We start from the raw sequence: 15,321 nt of genomic DNA, 5'->3' as shown, positions 1-15,321 counted from the left end.
GCTACCGGAGCAGCCGTCGGTCGAGCGACTTGCGCGTTGGCCCGCGAAGTCTGGAGAACCCCGAAGATGGCGAGAGTCGGTTGTCCGGAACTGGCGAAGCTCGAGCTCACTGTCATGCCGATGTGCGAGCCTGCAATCTGTCTGATTCATGCCATGCTAATTGACTGATTCGAATCCTGCTTCTTGTATGGTTCATGCATGGAGTATGCGCGCCGGATTCTTGATGACGAGTTGGATGAGCTGTTCGGGCAGGTTCCGGCGATCGCGGTTGACGGGCCCAAAGGGGTGGGGAAGACCACGACCGCTGAGCAGCGGGTTGCCGGAGTGGTGCGGTTGGACTCGAAGGCTATTCGTGAGTCGATCGCCGCGGAGCCGGAGCAGGTGTTGGGGCGTGGGCGCTCGCTGTTGATTGACGAGTGGCAGAAGGTCCCCGAGGTGTGGGACGTCGTGCGCCGTGCGGTGGATGCTGATCCGACGGGCGGGCAGTTCCTGCTGGTCGGCAGCGCCTCCCCGGCGCCGGGGGCCACGGCGCATTCCGGGGCTGGTCGGATCGGTCGGTTGCGGATGCGTCCGATGACCTTGTCCGAGCGGGGAGTGACGCAGCCCACGGTCAGCTTGCGGGGTCTGCTGGGTGGAGGTCGCGGACCGCTGGCCGGGTCCTGCCCGCTGACCTTGAGCGACTACGTGGAGGAGATCGTCGCGTCGGGTTTCCCGGCGATGCGGCCATTGGTGGGGAGGTCGCGGCGGTTCCAGCTCGACTCCTACCTACACAACGCGGTTGATCGTGACGTCCCGGAACAGGGGCTGGCGGTGCGGAAGCCTGAGGCGATGTTGACGTGGTTGCGTGCCTACGCTGCGGCGACGGCGACCACTGCGAGCTATGCGCAGATCCTGGATGCCGCGACACCGGGGCAGGGCGATAAGCCGGCCCGCTCCACGTCGATCGCCTACCGTGACGTGTTGTCCAGTTTGTGGCTGCTGGACCCGGTGCCGGCGTGGGCGCCGACCGGGAGTCTGTTGACCCGGCTGGGGCAGACGCCTAAGCATCATCTTGCAGACCCGGCGCTTGCCGCGCGTCTCCTCGGCCTCAGCCGTGACGCTCTGCTTGATGGCGTTGGCACGTCGGTGGGTCCGCAGTCAGGCAGCGTTCTGGGTCACCTGTTCGAGTCGTTGGTGACCTTGTGTGTCCGGGTCCCGGCGCAGGCGGCGGAAGCCTCTGTCGGTCACCTGCGTACCCGCAATGGCGACCACGAAGTCGATCTGGTTGTCGTCCGCGACGACGGCCGAGCCCTGGCGGTCGAGGTGAAACTGGCCAACACCGTCACCGACCAGGACATCAAGCACCTCCACTGGCTAGCCGACCGTATGGGCGACAGGCTGCTAGACGCAGTAGTGATCAACACCGGGCCAAACGCCTACCGGCGTCCCGACGGCATCGCTGTGGTCCCCCTCGGACTCCTCGCACCGTGACTGGCCGACATCCGACTCTGCCGCAGGTTGATCGGACGCCGAGCGGGATCGCGGTGGGCGGCTCACTGATGGACGGCGTTGCGTACGCCGCTATTGGACGAGTGCCGGCGAGTGATGTCAGGCTTCGGCGGCGTGACGCCCTGGGGGTGCGTGTTCTGGGTGGTTCAGGTCCAGTTGACGATTTCTAGTATCTCCTCGGCGTCGTCGTCTACTGGCCATAGGTCTTGGAAGTCGTTGGGGTTGGCGATGGCTTGTGTCCACACTTGTTTGCCGCCGCAGATGAGGGCTGCGGCATGTATTGCCTCACTGTCGGTGATGCAGCCGAGTTCGGAAGCGTCCTGGTAGGCGTCCATGTAGTCATCGATGTGCCATCGCACCGCGGTGGCCACTTGTTTGCGCTGCTTGGTCGGCAACCGCGAGAATTCGTGGCGGAAGTGCGCGATGGGGTCGCCCAGGTCTCCGGGGAAGTAGTGCCACACGTCCAGCTTGGGGGGTGGCTGGACAGGGTGGGTTTCTGGCTCGACTTTGGCGGTCAGCTCGACTGGTCGGTCTCCGATGTGGACCGTCGGCTCCCCGTGCTCGTTGAGCCATTCAACCTCCTTTGCGTGGAGCGACACCTTGGGTGCTGGCTCCTTGATTGCGAGGCACTTGCCCATGCGTTCCAGGCCGGCTTCCACGACCCGGATCATCGCGACATCCTCGGCGGTTCGATCTGGGTCGTCGGTGTCGGGGATCTGCAGGGAGCACACCAGGCTGGCGGACCTTCCGGTTCGGGTGGTGATCACCGACATCATTGAGTCTCCTGCCCGTCTTGGGTCCGCATACACTTGGATGGACACTTGGGTCAGGGTTGGGATGGCTTGCTGAAACCACGTGTGCACGGATTCCTTGAACGCCGGGTCTTGATCCAGGCGGCGATTGGGTCCGCTGTACCGCTCGTCTCCACGGTTGATCCCGAGCCAAGTGGCAACCTTGTGGAATCTCGCGTTCTTTGGCGTCATGCAGGAACCCGCTCTCGATTGTCAGACGCGCACATGCTGCCGATGCCGACGCAGTGGTGCACCCAGCCGGGAACCCGCGGGATCCGGCCGTAGGGGTGATTATGCCCGCTGCTAACCGCGGACAGGTCAGGGGGTGGGTCCTGCTGAAGTTCGGACCCGCTAGCTGCCGTCCTGACAGGACCGCCCTCTTGGGGATTCACGAATGGATCCGTCTGCAGACGCCCTCAATTGCCGCAGTGTGCGAGGGTAGCCTTCCGGCTTGCCTGGCACCCGAGCACCACCGCCCTCAATTGCCGCGCCTCGCACGGGAGCTTCACAGCCCGCCGTGATCTCATCACCATCTGGTTCCTCGGCGATCCATTAGCGATCCACTATCGGGCCTGCTCCCGGGTCAAGTGCTCGGTGGCCCAGTCTGCGATGCGCCGATTCCGGGCTTCGATGAAGCTGATCGAGGAATCACGGAAACGCTTGTACTCATCGACAGTACGGGGAACACCGGACGGGGCAAAGCCCTCGAAGGCGGTGAAGAAGCGGACCATGCCGGAGGAATCGACCAAGTCTTGCAGGAGGAAGAAGTCGACGTAGCCATCGAAATCCCGGAAGAGCGAGAAGAAGTCCGCGTACCGCCCGATGGTTGCACTCAGTGGCGTGGCGTGGTCACCCTGGTACCAGCGGCGGATGCACTCCAGGGTGAGGTCCATCCGGTCTGCGATCTGTCGAGTGACCCCGCGCGCCTGGTTGAGGGTGTGAAGGCGGTCGATCATGTTGTTCGGGAAGATCATCATGCCGCCAATCGTGTAGCCGACGGCATCGAAGTGCTCGATTTCCCGCGGCGGGAACTGACGGATCAGGTGTTGCGCTGATAGCCAGTTGCTGAAGCTCGCCATCACCGCGTCGCTGCCGAGCCAAAACTCGCCGAGATGGGAGCTGTGGTGCAGATACGCGAACCGGGTGTGAGCGTCCAAGGTGAAGGTCGGCCCGATCGGCAACGGCTTGCTCCACAGCAGCTGGTGGTAACGCTTCAGGGTGGGACTGGTGGCGTCCGGATCGCCGCCGGCAGCGTCGCCGCGGAAGTCGAAACTCGTATCTATGGGCATGACCCAGCCTCCTTTGTGGCCGAGCATACGGACCACCACAGCGGGAGATGTGCCGATTCAGCGGCGCAGCGAGTGGTCAGAGCCTGGCCTGGACTTGCACTCGGCCGTGCGGGCTGATCGCTGCGTACCCATCGTCCGGACATGCCGCACGCGGTGTGGTGTGATCTCGATCCTGAGCGGTTGCGTTCGCGGGGGCGCAGGATCTGGCCATGAGCACTCCTGATCTTGTCTTGTTTCCTGTTCTCATCGACGCTGCCACCGATCCGCTGGTCAGGGCGGTGGCCGCATACCTGGCTCGTTACCGTGGCCAGACCCGTGCACATACTGAATCAGACCTGCGGGCATTTCTGGTGTGGTGCCGCGAGCGGGGTCTGGAACCGTTGGAAGCCAGCCGGGCGCAGATCGAGTTGTACGTGCGCTGGATGCAGGAGGTGCGACACTTTCAGCCCTCGACAGTGAGCCGTCGGGTCTCGGTGATGGCAGGCTTCTATCGCACCTGCGTTATCGACCAAGTAATCCCGGCGTCGCCTGCTGACTACGTCAGGCGCCCTAACGTGCCGCCAGAGTCCCCGACTCTGGGCCTTTCACACCTACAGTTCGAGGCCTTGCTCAGCGCCTCACGGCTGTCGGCTAACGTCAACGACTTCGCCTTGGTGGTGATGCTTGGACTACTTGGACTCCGGATTTTCGAGGCATGCGGCGCCGACATCCAGGACCTCGGCGAGGAGCATGGCCACCGCGTGCTGAAGGTCCACGGCAAGGGCGGCAAGGTCGTCCTCACGCCACTCCCGCCCGCGGTTCAACGGGCGGTCGAACAAGCCGTCGCCGGAAGAGCGGAGGGGTCGATCCTGCTCAACCGTCGCGGCTCGCGGATGGACCGACACGCCGCCACCCGCCGGCTGAAGCACCTCGCCGAGGCTGCTGGCGTCCCGTTGCCGCGGATGCACCCACACATGTTGCGGCACACTTTCGTCACCACGATGCTTGATGCTGGGGTCGACCTGCGTGACGTGCAGATCGCGGCCCGCCACGCGGACCCACGAACCACCATGCGATACCGCGCCCGCAAGAACCTCGACAGGCATCCCAACTACATTTTTTTCTCGCCGCCTACATGGCCTCCGGCACCTGACAGCCTTCGAACCCGGTTTCGTACTACATTGTCGGACGCTATACTCGGCGACGTGGGAGAGGAACTCAACTGGGACGACGAGTCCGTGGCATACATCCGGAATCGCGGCGATCGTTACCCCGGCGCGGGTGGCGTCGAACCGAATTGGGCGCAGCAGGTGATGGATGATCCAGACATGGCGGCGTTCGAGCCGGACCCGAAATCACGGATGGGTGCTTCTCGCTTCATCGGCTTCTCCCCGACTGCTGGCCGAGTGCTGGTCGTCATCGCGTTTCGAGACGCTGATGGAGATCTCCACGGGATCAATGCGTGGCCGGCAACGGGTGCCGATCTGAGGTTGTATCGAGAGGGGACCAACAATGGCAAAGACAATTGACCGTGCGCTGGCGGCTCGCCTGCGAGACGAGTCCGAGAGAACCCGCGACAACGACTACCCGGAGGATGCGCGACCATCCCGCCCGAACCGGAATAAGGTGTACTCGATCCGGCTCAGCGAAGACGAGCAGGCCCGGGTGCAGCAGGCCGCCGACGCCCAGCACCTTCCACCGTCGACCCTGGTGCGTTCCTGGATCCTCGACCGACTCAACCAGGACAAGACCGTCTGAAACCATCCGGATCTGCCGCTGGTGGTCAGTGCCAAGACGCGAGGCGCGCCGATACTTCCTGGTACGTCGCGGTCCCGCTGGCGACCGCGATAACCAGGTCGTACGCTTCGTCGTCAGGCGCGTCCAAGTCGATGCCATTGAGTCCGTAGAAGATCACCAGCGACAGCCAGCCCAGGCGCTTGTTCCCGTCGACCAGGGCATGGTTTCCAACCAGCGATTCGAGTAACACCGCTGCCTTGTCGTCGAGGCCGGGATACGCATCCCTGCCGAAGACGCTCACGCGCGGGCGGTGGACCGAGGAGTCGAGCAGTCCGATGTCGCGAACGGGGCCAACTCCAAGGTCTTCCACCAACGACAAGACGTCCTCGAGGGTGAGGTACTCGATCACTGGCCCAACCGGTCGAGCAGATCGGCGTAGCGGGCCCTAGCCGCGGTGGACAGGAGTCGTACCTTGTCCTCGCGGAGCCGTCGTGCGGCTGCTTCCCGGATAGCGCGCACGGTGGCTTCCTGCTTGCTCACCCCTTCGGCCTCGGCGAGCAGTGCGAGGGCCTTCTCGTCCTCAGGTTCCAGCCGGAGTGTCATAGCCATGCCATCATGATACCAGGGTGGTATCGCACGCTCATGCCGCGTTCCGCCAACTTGTCATCGGCGTGACATCGCGTCTTGCGGGCTGGCGGCCGTTAGGCGGGTTTCGAGCGTGAAGCGGCGTGCCCACAGCCTCCACTCCCACAGAGTGACCATGAAGAAGACTGCATTGCCGACGACCGCACCTGTCTTCCTGTGCTGATGCGCAGCCACCATGGCGCCCACGAGCGATGCACTTGCCAAACCGGTCAGGGCCAGCAATTTCGGTTCGGACGTAGGGTTTCCGCGTCCAGGACTCTTCGCCCAGAATGGCCCGTGTCGCGAACGACGACGTGTCGTGGGCCCGGGGGGTGATCACCGGGTTGACCGCGAACCAGGCACCGATGGGGACGGACAACCGCCAGCGCCGAGTCCACAACGGGACCAACAGCAGTGGAGTACTCAAGAGCCTCGACCAAGCACTGAACGGATGCGCATGTCGCTGAAAGACCCAAGAATAAGAGTCCTCATTGGAAGCCACCGTCCAGCTTGACAGCTCGATCACAGTGGCGCCAACAAACGCACGACTCTTCGGCTATGAGCGAGGGTAGCGCAGCCCAAAGCGCGCACGAGCCGTCGATTGGCTTGTCAACCAGGGGGACCACGCTCGGAGTGCCATGGACGGCCCTTCCAGCTGCGCGGATCACATAGCATCGCAGCATCACTAGGGACGAGGTGTGATGAACTTGGTGGAACGGGTCGCCGCGCGCCTGGCGGGCGGAGTAAGGGGCTGGATGGCCCTGGGGGCGCTGGTGCTGTTCGCGTTGTTCACCGCGATGGTGCTGCCGGCACAGGCTGAGGCCGGGGCTTTCTACACGGTCCGCTACGCCGCCCCGGACACATCCTTTTGGTACCACCCGGACGACCTCTACGCAGCGGCCGAGGCGTGGGGACGACACGGTCGATCTGCCTATGTCCACGCGCGCGTGACGTTCGATGTCATCTGGCCGCTGGTGTACGGGACGTTCCTGCTGACGGCGCTCGCCTGGGTCTGGGCGCGAGCGACAGCTCCCGGGAGTCGGTGGACGGCGGTGGCCCTGCTACCGGTCGTCGCGGTGGCGCTGGACTACGCCGAGAACATCTGCGCCGCGACGGTGATGGCACGGTATCCAGCCCGGACGCCAGTGCTCGCGGAGCTGGCGCCACTCTTCACCGCCGGCAAGTGGCTAACACTCTCGGCCAGCTTCGTGCTGCTGGCGATCGGCGCGATCATCGCCCTCGGAGCGCGATGGCGCCCCCGCAGTTCGCATCCGCCCAAGTCAGAGTCCGGGTGAGGCGACAAGAATGCAAACGTTCCGCTTCCGGGCCGTTCCCTGACGGGTCGAAACGCGGAGACAGCGACCTGGGGATGGTCCATGCTGCAGGAATGAAGCGTCCCCTCCACTTCCCCGTTCAGCGCCACCCTCAGCGGTTTGTGGCATCCAGCTCGGCCATCTCCTCTTCCGTGGCCTGGCGGAAGGGCCCTGACGGCTCGGCGGGCGTGACTGTGACGCCTCGGGTGGCTCGGAGACTGGTGATGACGGAGACGGTCAGGATGGTCGCGATCACCGCCAGCGAGACTGGCGTCGGGATGTAGTAGACGTCGATCTTCAGCGCCATCTTGATGCCCACCCACACCAGCACCAGGGCCAGGCCGATCTTCAGGTGCACGAAGCGGTGCATGAGGTCGGCGAGCAGGAAGTACATCGCACGCAGGCCTAGCAGGGCGAACGCGTTGGCCGTGAAGACCAGGAACGGCTCGTCGGTGACCGCGAAGATCGCGGGGATCGAGTCGACGGCGAACACGACGTCGGTGGCCTCGATGAGAACCAGCACCGCCAGCAGCGGCGTAGCCAGCAGAACCCCGCTACGGCGGACCAGGAAGCGCTGCCCGTAGTAGGCGTCCGTCATGGGAACGAACCGACGGAACAGCCGCAGCACCACCGATTGCTCCGGGTCCAGGTGCTCGTTGCGCTGCTTGATCATCCGCCAGCCCGTGTAGAGCAGGAAGGCCGCGAACACGTACAGGACCCAGGAGAAGTTCTCGATGAGGACCGCCCCGACGGCGATGAACGCGCCGCGCAGCACCAGAGCGCCGAGCACACCCAGGAAGAGCACGCGGTGCTGGAAGCGAGCCGGGACGGCGAAGTAGCTGAAGATGACCGCCCACACGAAGACGTTGTCGACGGCCAGTGACTTCTCGATGAGGTAACCGGCGAAGTACTGCTGACCCACCTCCGCGCCCTGCCACCACCACAACCACGCACCGAAGCCGACACCCAGTGCCACCCATGCAGCGCTCCACGCCGCTGCCTCACGGACCTTGATGACGTGGGCGTCGCGGTGGGCCACGAGGTCGATGACCAGCATTAGAAGAATGGCGCCGATGACGGCACCCCACAACCACAACGGGACGTTCATGACGGATTCCTTCCGATCGATACTCCGATCGGAGGTCTCTCCCGGCTCTGAGAGCCGGCTCGCCGGATCCGATGGCGGACCGTAGTGACGACGAAGCGCTTGGGGGATACTCCCCTCCGTGTCCCACAAGTGAACCCGAGACGGGACAGGGCGTCAAGGGGTGTGTGGGGCACCACCAAGGACTCCAGGCTCCGCCACGCCGCGTTGGCGGCAGGCACTCGGCATCGAAGCCATGGACGACTGAGCGTCCCTAGGCAGCGGCGGCCTCGGCCAGATATGCACCAGCTTCCTCGACGGTGTCGACCAGCGCGATCCGCGCGGCCATCGGCTTCCCGGCAGCCAACGACTGCAGCAACGGCCAGGCAGGCAACTTCCTGGTCCACTGCTCCACACCAACCAGAACCAACGGCGTGATAGACGACGGGTCGGCGGCGTAGTAGTTGCCGGTGACGGCCTGGAACAGCTCCTGCACGGTGCCGGCCGCGCCGGGAAGGTAGACCAACCCGCCCCGGCAGCGGTGGAGCAACACGTCTTCTCTGAGGGCGTTGGAGCAGAACTTTGCGATCCGGTTGGCGAAGACGTTGGGCGGCTCATGACCGTAGAACCACGTCGGGATCCCAAGGGTGTCAGACCCGCCCGAGAACAGCGCGCGCACCTCGAAGGCCGCCCGCGCCCACTCGTCCACCGACGGCTTGAAGCTCGGCACCGTCGCGAGCACGGTGAGGGCCTCTTCGAGCGCGTCACCACCGTGAGGGGCCAGACGCGCCCCGAGGTTTGCCGCTTCCATGGCGCCCGGGCCACCTCCCGAGACCACCAGCATGCCCGCCAGGGAGAGGTGCATGCCAAGTTGCGCCGTCGACGAGTAGCCCTCGCTGCCGCGCTCCATCGCGTGGCCGCCCATGATCCCCACGACGCGACCAGGGTCGATGGTGGAGAGGTAGTCGTCCAGCGCATCCGAGATCGCGTGGTCGTGGAGCGCCTCCGCGAGCGTCTGGTCCAGCGACGGCTGACCCGCCGCGCCCCGGATCCAGGCATAGCCGCGGGCGTCCAGACTCTCCTCGTACTTGCGCTCGGGAAGGTTGTCGTACAGGTCGATCGGCGAGTACAACGTGGCGCGGTAGGTGTCCAGTGGAGCCTCGGGCAATCGGGGGAAGATCAACGCACCTCTGGAGCGCAGTGACGCCACCCCCTCGTCGGTGAGGGTGCAACCGAGGAGCAGGGCGCCATCAACGCGACAATCGGCCAGAACCGTCTCCCGGCCCCGGAGGTCCAGGGACTGGATCACCGCTCGGGAGAGGTCACCGCCCGCCGCCACCGCATCGTCCAACTGTGCAAGGGTGTCGACCTCGGTGCGCATGCTGATGAGCTTAGGCGAGAGGCGGTGTCCCGGGTGCTCAGTACCAGCTGACCCAGCGGCCGTGAGGGCTGGCGAAACCCAGCGGTTCGCCGTCGAGAGCGACGACGAAGTTTGGCGTCCCGCGGTGCCGTTCCAGGTCGGGGATCCGCTCCCTGATGGAGGCCAGCACGCCGACTCCCTCAAAGGACAGCCAGTGTGCACCGGCTTCCCGGACCCGCCCGACGAATTCGTTGCGCTCTTCCTCCCGCAGGTAGGCGAGCGTCGCGGAGTGCTGCACCACCACGGTGCCCTGCGACGGCGCGTGCGCGAGCAGCCGGTCCAGATCCGCCAGCGCGTCGCCGGCGATGACTCTGGGCACGTCCTCGGCCACTGCCGACAGCGCGCGGGCCAAGCGTTCCTCCCTGTCCGCCTCACCGGGCCAAACCAGTGCGCGCAACCAGCGGACCACGTCGGGATCGTCGGCGCGGAGCGGGTTGCGGTCCAGTCCTGCCCGGTCGCTGATCCGCAACCCGGTCACATCACCTGGTGCGACGCCGGTGACCCTGCACTCCAACTCGAGCGACCCGGGCCTCGCATGCGAACCGGTGACCGCGGGGTCGTCGTCGTAGCGGTAGCGGTAGCGGTCGGGCACCAGCAGGAGTCCGGCTGACGCGCCCACCTCCAGCAGCGTGATGGGCTGCGGCAGCCACGCCAGCACCGGCGCCAGTACGGCGCACCGGCCAGGCTCGTTGGTCTGGGTGGCATGGGAGAGGACCACGGCCTCGACCTCGGCCCAGCGATCCATCACCCATTCGGTCAACCCCGGACCAGGCTCCAGCGGGGCGTCGAGGTACTTCAGTGCCCCTAGGAAGAGGTTCGGCTGGCGCTTGGTGCCGGGGAGCCGGTCCAGGATCCCAGTCAGCTCCCGCGACTCCGCGACCCAAAGGCAGACGGCCTCCCAGGTCTTCGACGTCGGCGCGGTCTCCTCCGCCATCCAGCGGTACAGCTCCGCGATGGACTTCGTGGCGAAGGCGTGGGAGTCCTGCATCAGGGCTTGGGGGTGGGCCGGAACTGCACGAAGTCGAATCCCGGCTGCGGCTCCCGGGAGATCTCGGTCCATTCGCGCTGGCTGATCACGGGGAACTTCGCCTCCCCTTCCGGGGACTGGTGGACGTGGGTGATGTCCAGTTCGGTCAGGTACGGCCAGGCCGCCGCGTAGATCTCCGCGCCGCCGCCGACGTAGCAGACCCTGTCCGGGGTCCTGGCGGCCAGTTCGAGAGCCTCCTCGATGGAGTGGGCCACCTCGACGCCGTCCTCGGACCAGTCCCGGTTCCGGGTCACGACGATCAGGCGGCGGTTGGGCAACTGCCTGCCGATCTGCTCGTGCGTGCGTCGGCCGAAGATGAGGGTGTTCCCGCTGGTCACCTCCTTGAACCGCTTGAAGTCCAGGGGCAGGTGCCACAGCATGTCGTCCCCGGAGCCGATGACCCCGTTGTCCGCGACTGCTGCGATGGCCACGATGCGCATGACGAAGGTGCTCCTAGACGGCGATGGGGGCCTTGATGGCCGGGGCTGGGTTGTAGTCGAGCACCTCGATGTCGGAGAGTTCGAACTCGTCGATGGCACGGACTTCCGGGTTCAGGCGGAGCTTCGGCAGCGGGCCAGGGGTCCGGCCCAGCTGTTCGGCCACCTGGTCGAAGTGGTTGGAGTAGATGTGGGCGTCGCCGAAGGTGTGCACGAAGTCGCCCACCTCGAGGTCAGACACCTGTGCCACGAGGTGGGTCAGCAGCGCGTAGCTGGCGATGTTGAACGGGACACCGAGGAACAGGTCCGCGGAGCGCTGGTACAGCTGGCAGCTGAGCACGCCCCGGCCTCCCTCCTCGGCTGCTGGCGCGACATAGAACTGGAACAGCGTGTGGCACGGCGGCAGGGCCATGTCATCGACGTCGGCCACGTTCCACGCGCTGACGATGTGCCGCCGGGAGTCCGGCTTGGTCCGGAGCGACTCGATGACCTTCGCGATCTGGTCGACGTGCTGACCGTCCGGAGTCGGCCAGGAGCGCCACTGGTAGCCGTAGACGGGACCGAGGTCACCGAACTCGTCGGCCCACTCGTCCCAGATGCGGATCCGGTTCTCGTGCAACCAGGCGATGTTGGTGTCACCACGCAGGAACCACAGCAGTTCGCCGAAGACGCTGCGGGTGTGGACCTTCTTGGTGGTCAGCAGCGGGAAGCCCTCGCGCAGGTCGAACCTGAGCTGGTGACCGAAGATGCTGCGGGTGCCCGTGCCGGTGCGGTCGGACTTGTCGACGCCGTTGTCCATCACGTGACGGAGCAGATCCAGGTATTGCTGCACTTCAGGCCTCCTTGAGCCATTCGACGAATGCGCGCACCGCTTGCCCGCGGTGGCTGATGGCGTCCTTCTCTGCGGGGTCCAGCTCCGCCGTGGTCACGTCGAAACCGTCGGCGACGAAGATCGGGTCGTACCCGAAGCCGTGCTCACCGGCGGGCAACTCCGCCACCCGGCCGGGCATCTCGCCCCGCCACAGCCGCCGCTGCCCCTCGGGGGTCACCAGGGCCAGCGCGCAGACGAACCTGGCACCGCGCCGGGCCGCGGGTACGCCGTCGAGCTGGCGCAGCAGCAGCCTGAGGTTGGCATCGTCGTCGCACTCCGGCCCCGCCCAGCGCGCTGATCGCACACCGGGCATGTCGTTCAGCTCGGCCACCTCGATGCCCGAGTCGTCGGCGACGGCGGCGATGCCCGTGGCCGCCACGGCAGCTTCGGCCTTCAGGAACGCGTTGCCCTCGAAGGAGCGCTCCGTCTCCGCGGGGTCCGGGTAGGGCTCGAAGTCGGCCAGTCCCAGCACCTCGACGTCGACCCCCGCCGCCTCGACCACGCGGCGGAGCTCGGCCAGCTTCTTGGCGTTGTTGGTGGCCAGCACCACCTTTTCGGGGCGAGTCACCGGGCGAGGGCCTCCTTCTGGATGCGGGTCAGCTCGGCGCAACCGGCAGCCCCCAGGTCCAGCAACTGGTCCAACTCCGCACGCGTGAACGGCTCCCCCTCCGCGGTGCCCTGGACCTCGATGAGCTTGCCCGACCCGGTCATCACGATGTTCATGTCCGTCCCGGCGCTGGAGTCCTCCTCGTAGGCCAGGTCCAGCATGGCGACGCCGTCGACGAAGCCGGCGGAGATGGCGGCGACGGAGTCCTTGAGCGGTTCGCCCTTGAGGGCCTTGAGTCCGCGGAGGTGTTCGACGGCGTCAGCCAGCGCCACGTAGGCGCCCGTGATGGCGGCTGTCCTGGTGCCACCGTCGGCCTGCAGCACGTCGCAGTCCAGCACGATGGTGTTCTCCCCCAGGGCCTTGTAGTCGATGACTGCACGCAGGGAACGGCCCACGAGGCGCGAGATCTCGTGGGTGCGGCCGCCGATCTTCCCGCGGACGGACTCACGGTCGCTGCGGGTGTGCGTCGCCCGCGGCAGCATCGCGTACTCCGCAGTAACCCAGCCGAGTCCCGAGTCCTTGCGCCACCGGGGCACGCCGACGGTGACGCTGGCGGCCACCAGCACCCGGGTGCGCCCGAACTCGACGAGCACGGAACCCTCCGCGTGGTCGAGCCAGTTGCGCGTGATGCGCACTTCACGGAGGTCTTCGGGGGCGCGGCCGTCCAGACGGGGTGATTCAGTCATGGCCCAAACCTAGCGTCACCAGGACCCGAGGCGTCCCCCTCCCAGCGGGCCACCATGTGCATGGCCGGTCGCGGGGCGGAACTCGCTCCTGGGGCAGGTGCAACGCTCACTCGGAGCGACGCCCGCCAGCGCCTGCTCGATGTGTTCGCCGCAGCCCTCCCAGGAGGGCTTTCCGCAGTTTGCGCAGGTGACTCTCGTACACATTTGTTCCAGAACCTCCGGTTGTGGTTGGTCAGTCGATCTTCACTTTGGTCACATCGGTCACGAATCCCCCCAGCAGCCGCTCGCCGATCCCCTGGAAGTCCGTGGGGTCACCGGTGGTGAGGAAGGTGCGGGTGGACTCGCGGGGCTGTTCGTGGACCAGCCCGCGGCGGGTGAGCATGGAGAACGCGGCCTGGGCGGCCGCGTCGGCACTGGAGACCAGCGTGACGCCGTGGCCCATCACGTAGTTGATGACGCCGCTGAGGAGCGGGTAGTGGGTGCACCCCAGGACCAGGGTGTCGATCTCGGCCTCGGAGAGTGGGTCGAGGTACTCACGCGCCACGCCGAGCAGTTCCTCCCCGCCGGTGATGCCCGCCTCCACGAACTCCACGAACCTGGGGCAGGCCTTGGTGGTGAGATCGATCTCGGTGTTGATGGCGAAGGCGTCCTCGTAGGAGTGCGAGCGCGCCGTCGACTCGGTGCAGACCACCCCGACCTTCCCGCTGCGCGTGGCGGCGGCGGCCCGTCGTGCGGCAGGCAGGATCACCTCGGTGATGGGGACCGAGTAGCGCTCCCGGGCGTCTCGCAGCACCGCAGCGGAGGCCGAGTTGCAGGCGATGACCAGCGCCTTCACGTCCATGGCCGCCAGGTAGTCCAGCCCTTGGAGCGCGAACTCCCGGACCTGGGCGATGGGCCGGGGGCCGTAGGGTGCGCGGGCCGTGTCGCCGAGGTAGATGAAGTCCTCGTTGGGCAACTGGTCAACCAGCGCTCGCATGACCGTGAGGCCACCAAAACCCGAGTCGAAGATTCCGATGGGCCGGTTCAGGTCGTTCACATGTCCTCCAAAGCAATGGCCCGGGCCTCGAGCGCGTCCTCGATGAGATAGCCGAGCCAGTCACACACCGCGACGGCGGTGGGGTTGGTGGCGATGTCCTTCCTGGTGGCCTCAGCGAGCCTTTCCGCGCTGCCGGTCAGTTCGACGTTCCACTGCGCGCGCATCGCCGACATCGTCTTCACCCAGGCATCGATCCTGCCCAGGGTGACGTAGACCACCGAATCGTCCTCCAACGAGACGTCGGCGAGCACCATGCGGGCGGCCTCGAGCCGCTCCCGGGCCTGCTGCGTGATGGCGTCGCGGCGGAACTGCCTGGCCTGCTCCGGATCGTCGAGGGCGGGCGGGAACAGCCTCGCCAGACCGGGGTCGGCGTCGACGAGCTCGTCAGGCCGGTCCGCGAACTCGGCGGCCAACTGGTCCATCGGGTCGTCGTAGTCCTCAGGGAGCAGGTCGTCGAGCGCCTCGATGTAGCGCAGCACAAGTGCACCCATGACGTTGGCGTGCCCGTCGGACCCGTCGAACTCCCACACCACCTCGTTGTCGCGGGGCTTCATGCGCGTTCCATCGTGGCCCACAGGGTGTAGTTCTGCATGGCCATGACGTCGCGTTCCATCGCTTCCCGGTTTCCGGTGGAAACCACTGCCTTCCCCTCGTTGTGCACCTGCAGCATCAGCTTCTCCGCCTTGTCCCGCGGGTACTTGAAGTACTCCTGGAAGACATAGGTGACGTAGCTCATCAGGTTCACCGGGTCATCCCAGACGATCGTGACCCACTGCTGGGAGGTCAGCGCAGCCTCCGACGGGGCGTCCAGGACATCGACGCCCCCACCCTTGCGCGGCTTGGCTTGCTCGGTCATGCCCCCATTTTTACCAGCCTCCGCCAGCCGACGGCCCCGGACGGACCCGCGAGCCCCCATCGGGCGGGACCCCGCC

The 15,321-nt window shown here is 66.2% G+C and carries 19 protein-coding genes; 4 read left to right on the top strand and 15 right to left on the bottom strand.

What is annotated here, in order from left to right:
• Positions 1–198 precede the first annotated feature (198 nt).
• On the top strand, positions 199–1,470 hold the full coding sequence (locus LKO27_RS02980) for an ATP-binding protein (RefSeq protein ID WP_227735406.1): 1,272 nt from the start codon (positions 199–201) through the stop codon (positions 1,468–1,470).
• A 164-nt stretch (positions 1,471–1,634) separates the two neighbouring features.
• Here LKO27_RS02980 and LKO27_RS02975 read toward each other — a convergent pair whose 3' ends face one another.
• Together LKO27_RS02975 and LKO27_RS02970 are read right to left on the bottom strand one after the other, a co-directional pair.
• On the bottom strand, positions 1,635–2,471 hold the full coding sequence (locus tag LKO27_RS02975) for a hypothetical protein (protein ID WP_227735405.1): 837 nt from the start codon (positions 2,469–2,471) through the stop codon (positions 1,635–1,637).
• Between the two features lie 371 nt (positions 2,472–2,842).
• Complete coding sequence (locus LKO27_RS02970) at positions 2,843–3,568, bottom strand: hypothetical protein (RefSeq protein ID WP_227735404.1); 726 nt, start codon at positions 3,566–3,568, stop codon at positions 2,843–2,845.
• A gap of 209 nt (positions 3,569–3,777) precedes the next feature.
• On the opposite strand from LKO27_RS02970, the gene LKO27_RS02965 reads away from it, so the two are divergent.
• Together LKO27_RS02965 and LKO27_RS02960 are read left to right on the top strand one after the other, a co-directional pair.
• Complete coding sequence (locus tag LKO27_RS02965) at positions 3,778–5,076, top strand: tyrosine-type recombinase/integrase (protein ID WP_227735403.1); 1,299 nt, start codon at positions 3,778–3,780, stop codon at positions 5,074–5,076.
• Positions 5,060–5,305 (top strand): hypothetical protein, encoded by a 246-nt coding sequence (locus LKO27_RS02960; protein ID WP_227735402.1) that lies wholly within the window; start codon positions 5,060–5,062, stop codon positions 5,303–5,305. The genes LKO27_RS02965 and LKO27_RS02960 overlap by 17 nt, the downstream gene beginning before the upstream one ends.
• Positions 5,306–5,330: 25 nt before the next feature.
• On the opposite strand, the gene LKO27_RS02955 is transcribed toward LKO27_RS02960, so the two are convergent.
• Genes LKO27_RS02955 through LKO27_RS15475 form a run of 3 tightly spaced genes read right to left on the bottom strand, consistent with a single transcriptional unit; the run spans position 5,331 to position 6,410 of the window.
• Entirely contained in the window at positions 5,331–5,693 is a 363-nt protein-coding gene (locus tag LKO27_RS02955; RefSeq protein ID WP_227735401.1) for a type II toxin-antitoxin system death-on-curing family toxin, read from the bottom strand.
• On the bottom strand, positions 5,690–5,893 hold the full coding sequence (locus LKO27_RS02950; protein WP_227735400.1) for a CopG family transcriptional regulator: 204 nt from the start codon (positions 5,891–5,893) through the stop codon (positions 5,690–5,692). Before LKO27_RS02950 ends, LKO27_RS02955 begins: the two co-directional genes overlap by 4 nt.
• Before the next feature lie 31 nt (positions 5,894–5,924).
• Entirely contained in the window at positions 5,925–6,410 is a 486-nt protein-coding gene (locus tag LKO27_RS15475; RefSeq protein WP_370629979.1) for a DUF6653 family protein, read from the bottom strand.
• Positions 6,411–6,609: 199 nt separating this feature from the next.
• Here LKO27_RS15475 and LKO27_RS02945 point away from each other — a divergent pair, with 199 nt between their 5' ends.
• Positions 6,610–7,203 (top strand): hypothetical protein, encoded by a 594-nt coding sequence (locus LKO27_RS02945; RefSeq protein WP_227735399.1) that lies wholly within the window; start codon positions 6,610–6,612, stop codon positions 7,201–7,203.
• Between the two features lie 130 nt (positions 7,204–7,333).
• Here the strand turns inward: LKO27_RS02945 and LKO27_RS02940 are convergent, their stop codons facing one another.
• The 10 genes from LKO27_RS02940 to clpS form a co-directional block, all read right to left on the bottom strand.
• Entirely contained in the window at positions 7,334–8,329 is a 996-nt protein-coding gene (locus LKO27_RS02940; protein WP_227735398.1) for a TerC family protein, read from the bottom strand.
• Between the two features lie 250 nt (positions 8,330–8,579).
• Complete coding sequence (locus tag LKO27_RS02935; protein WP_227735397.1) at positions 8,580–9,686, bottom strand: LOG family protein; 1,107 nt, start codon at positions 9,684–9,686, stop codon at positions 8,580–8,582.
• 37 nt (positions 9,687–9,723) lie between these two features.
• A complete protein-coding gene (locus tag LKO27_RS02930) occupies positions 9,724–10,713 on the bottom strand; it encodes a DUF2332 domain-containing protein (RefSeq protein WP_227735396.1) in 990 nt (329 codons plus the stop codon).
• On the bottom strand, positions 10,713–11,192 hold the full coding sequence (locus LKO27_RS02925; protein WP_227735395.1) for a dihydrofolate reductase: 480 nt from the start codon (positions 11,190–11,192) through the stop codon (positions 10,713–10,715). Before LKO27_RS02925 ends, LKO27_RS02930 begins: the two co-directional genes overlap by 1 nt.
• 13 nt (positions 11,193–11,205) lie before the next feature.
• Positions 11,206–12,021, bottom strand: coding sequence for a thymidylate synthase (locus LKO27_RS02920; protein ID WP_227735394.1), 816 nt, complete (start codon positions 12,019–12,021; stop codon positions 11,206–11,208).
• 1 nt (position 12,022) lies between these two features.
• Positions 12,023–12,628, bottom strand: a complete 606-nt coding sequence (gene rdgB / locus LKO27_RS02915; RefSeq protein WP_227735393.1) for an RdgB/HAM1 family non-canonical purine NTP pyrophosphatase — start codon at positions 12,626–12,628, stop codon at positions 12,023–12,025.
• Positions 12,625–13,353, bottom strand: a complete 729-nt coding sequence (gene rph / locus LKO27_RS02910) for a ribonuclease PH (RefSeq protein ID WP_227735392.1) — start codon at positions 13,351–13,353, stop codon at positions 12,625–12,627. Before rph ends, rdgB begins: the two co-directional genes overlap by 4 nt.
• A gap of 232 nt (positions 13,354–13,585) precedes the next feature.
• The gene (gene murI, locus LKO27_RS02905) at positions 13,586–14,329 is read right to left on the bottom strand and encodes a glutamate racemase (protein WP_370629978.1); all 744 of its coding nucleotides are present in this window, start codon (positions 14,327–14,329) and stop codon (positions 13,586–13,588) included.
• Positions 14,330–14,385: 56 nt separating this feature from the next.
• Positions 14,386–14,943 (bottom strand): DUF2017 family protein, encoded by a 558-nt coding sequence (locus LKO27_RS02900; RefSeq protein ID WP_227735390.1) that lies wholly within the window; start codon positions 14,941–14,943, stop codon positions 14,386–14,388.
• Positions 14,940–15,245 (bottom strand): ATP-dependent Clp protease adapter ClpS, encoded by a 306-nt coding sequence (clpS, locus tag LKO27_RS02895; RefSeq protein ID WP_227735389.1) that lies wholly within the window; start codon positions 15,243–15,245, stop codon positions 14,940–14,942. The genes LKO27_RS02900 and clpS overlap by 4 nt, the downstream gene beginning before the upstream one ends.
• Positions 15,246–15,321: the final 76 nt, after the last annotated feature.

The sequence above is a fragment of the Tessaracoccus sp. OS52 genome (genome assembly GCF_020687685.1).
Classification (GTDB): domain Bacteria; phylum Actinomycetota; class Actinomycetes; order Propionibacteriales; family Propionibacteriaceae; genus Arachnia.
This window is presented reverse-complemented; position numbering and strand designations above follow the sequence as displayed.

What these genes read in the sequence shown, in the direction of transcription:
- LKO27_RS02965 (WP_227735403.1), top strand. Translation starts at nt 3,778, where the DNA reads ATGAGCACTCCTGATCTTGTCTTGTTTCCTGTTCTCATCGACGCTGCC.
- clpS (WP_227735389.1), bottom strand. Translation starts at nt 15,245, where the DNA reads ATGACCGAGCAAGCCAAGCCGCGCAAGGGTGGGGGCGTCGATGTCCTG.
- LKO27_RS02930 (WP_227735396.1), bottom strand. Translation starts at nt 10,713, where the DNA reads ATGCAGGACTCCCACGCCTTCGCCACGAAGTCCATCGCGGAGCTGTAC.
- LKO27_RS02945 (WP_227735399.1), top strand. Translation starts at nt 6,610, where the DNA reads ATGAACTTGGTGGAACGGGTCGCCGCGCGCCTGGCGGGCGGAGTAAGG.
- murI (WP_370629978.1), bottom strand. Translation starts at nt 14,329, where the DNA reads ATGCGAGCGCTGGTTGACCAGTTGCCCAACGAGGACTTCATCTACCTC.
- rph (WP_227735392.1), bottom strand. Translation starts at nt 13,353, where the DNA reads ATGACTGAATCACCCCGTCTGGACGGCCGCGCCCCCGAAGACCTCCGT.
- LKO27_RS02900 (WP_227735390.1), bottom strand. Translation starts at nt 14,943, where the DNA reads ATGAAGCCCCGCGACAACGAGGTGGTGTGGGAGTTCGACGGGTCCGAC.
- LKO27_RS02925 (WP_227735395.1), bottom strand. Translation starts at nt 11,192, where the DNA reads ATGCGCATCGTGGCCATCGCAGCAGTCGCGGACAACGGGGTCATCGGC.
- LKO27_RS02970 (WP_227735404.1), bottom strand. Translation starts at nt 3,568, where the DNA reads ATGCCCATAGATACGAGTTTCGACTTCCGCGGCGACGCTGCCGGCGGC.
- LKO27_RS02975 (WP_227735405.1), bottom strand. Translation starts at nt 2,471, where the DNA reads ATGACGCCAAAGAACGCGAGATTCCACAAGGTTGCCACTTGGCTCGGG.
- LKO27_RS02950 (WP_227735400.1), bottom strand. Translation starts at nt 5,893, where the DNA reads ATGGCTATGACACTCCGGCTGGAACCTGAGGACGAGAAGGCCCTCGCA.
- LKO27_RS02940 (WP_227735398.1), bottom strand. Translation starts at nt 8,329, where the DNA reads ATGAACGTCCCGTTGTGGTTGTGGGGTGCCGTCATCGGCGCCATTCTT.
- LKO27_RS02980 (WP_227735406.1), top strand. Translation starts at nt 199, where the DNA reads ATGGAGTATGCGCGCCGGATTCTTGATGACGAGTTGGATGAGCTGTTC.
- LKO27_RS02935 (WP_227735397.1), bottom strand. Translation starts at nt 9,686, where the DNA reads ATGCGCACCGAGGTCGACACCCTTGCACAGTTGGACGATGCGGTGGCG.
- LKO27_RS02960 (WP_227735402.1), top strand. Translation starts at nt 5,060, where the DNA reads ATGGCAAAGACAATTGACCGTGCGCTGGCGGCTCGCCTGCGAGACGAG.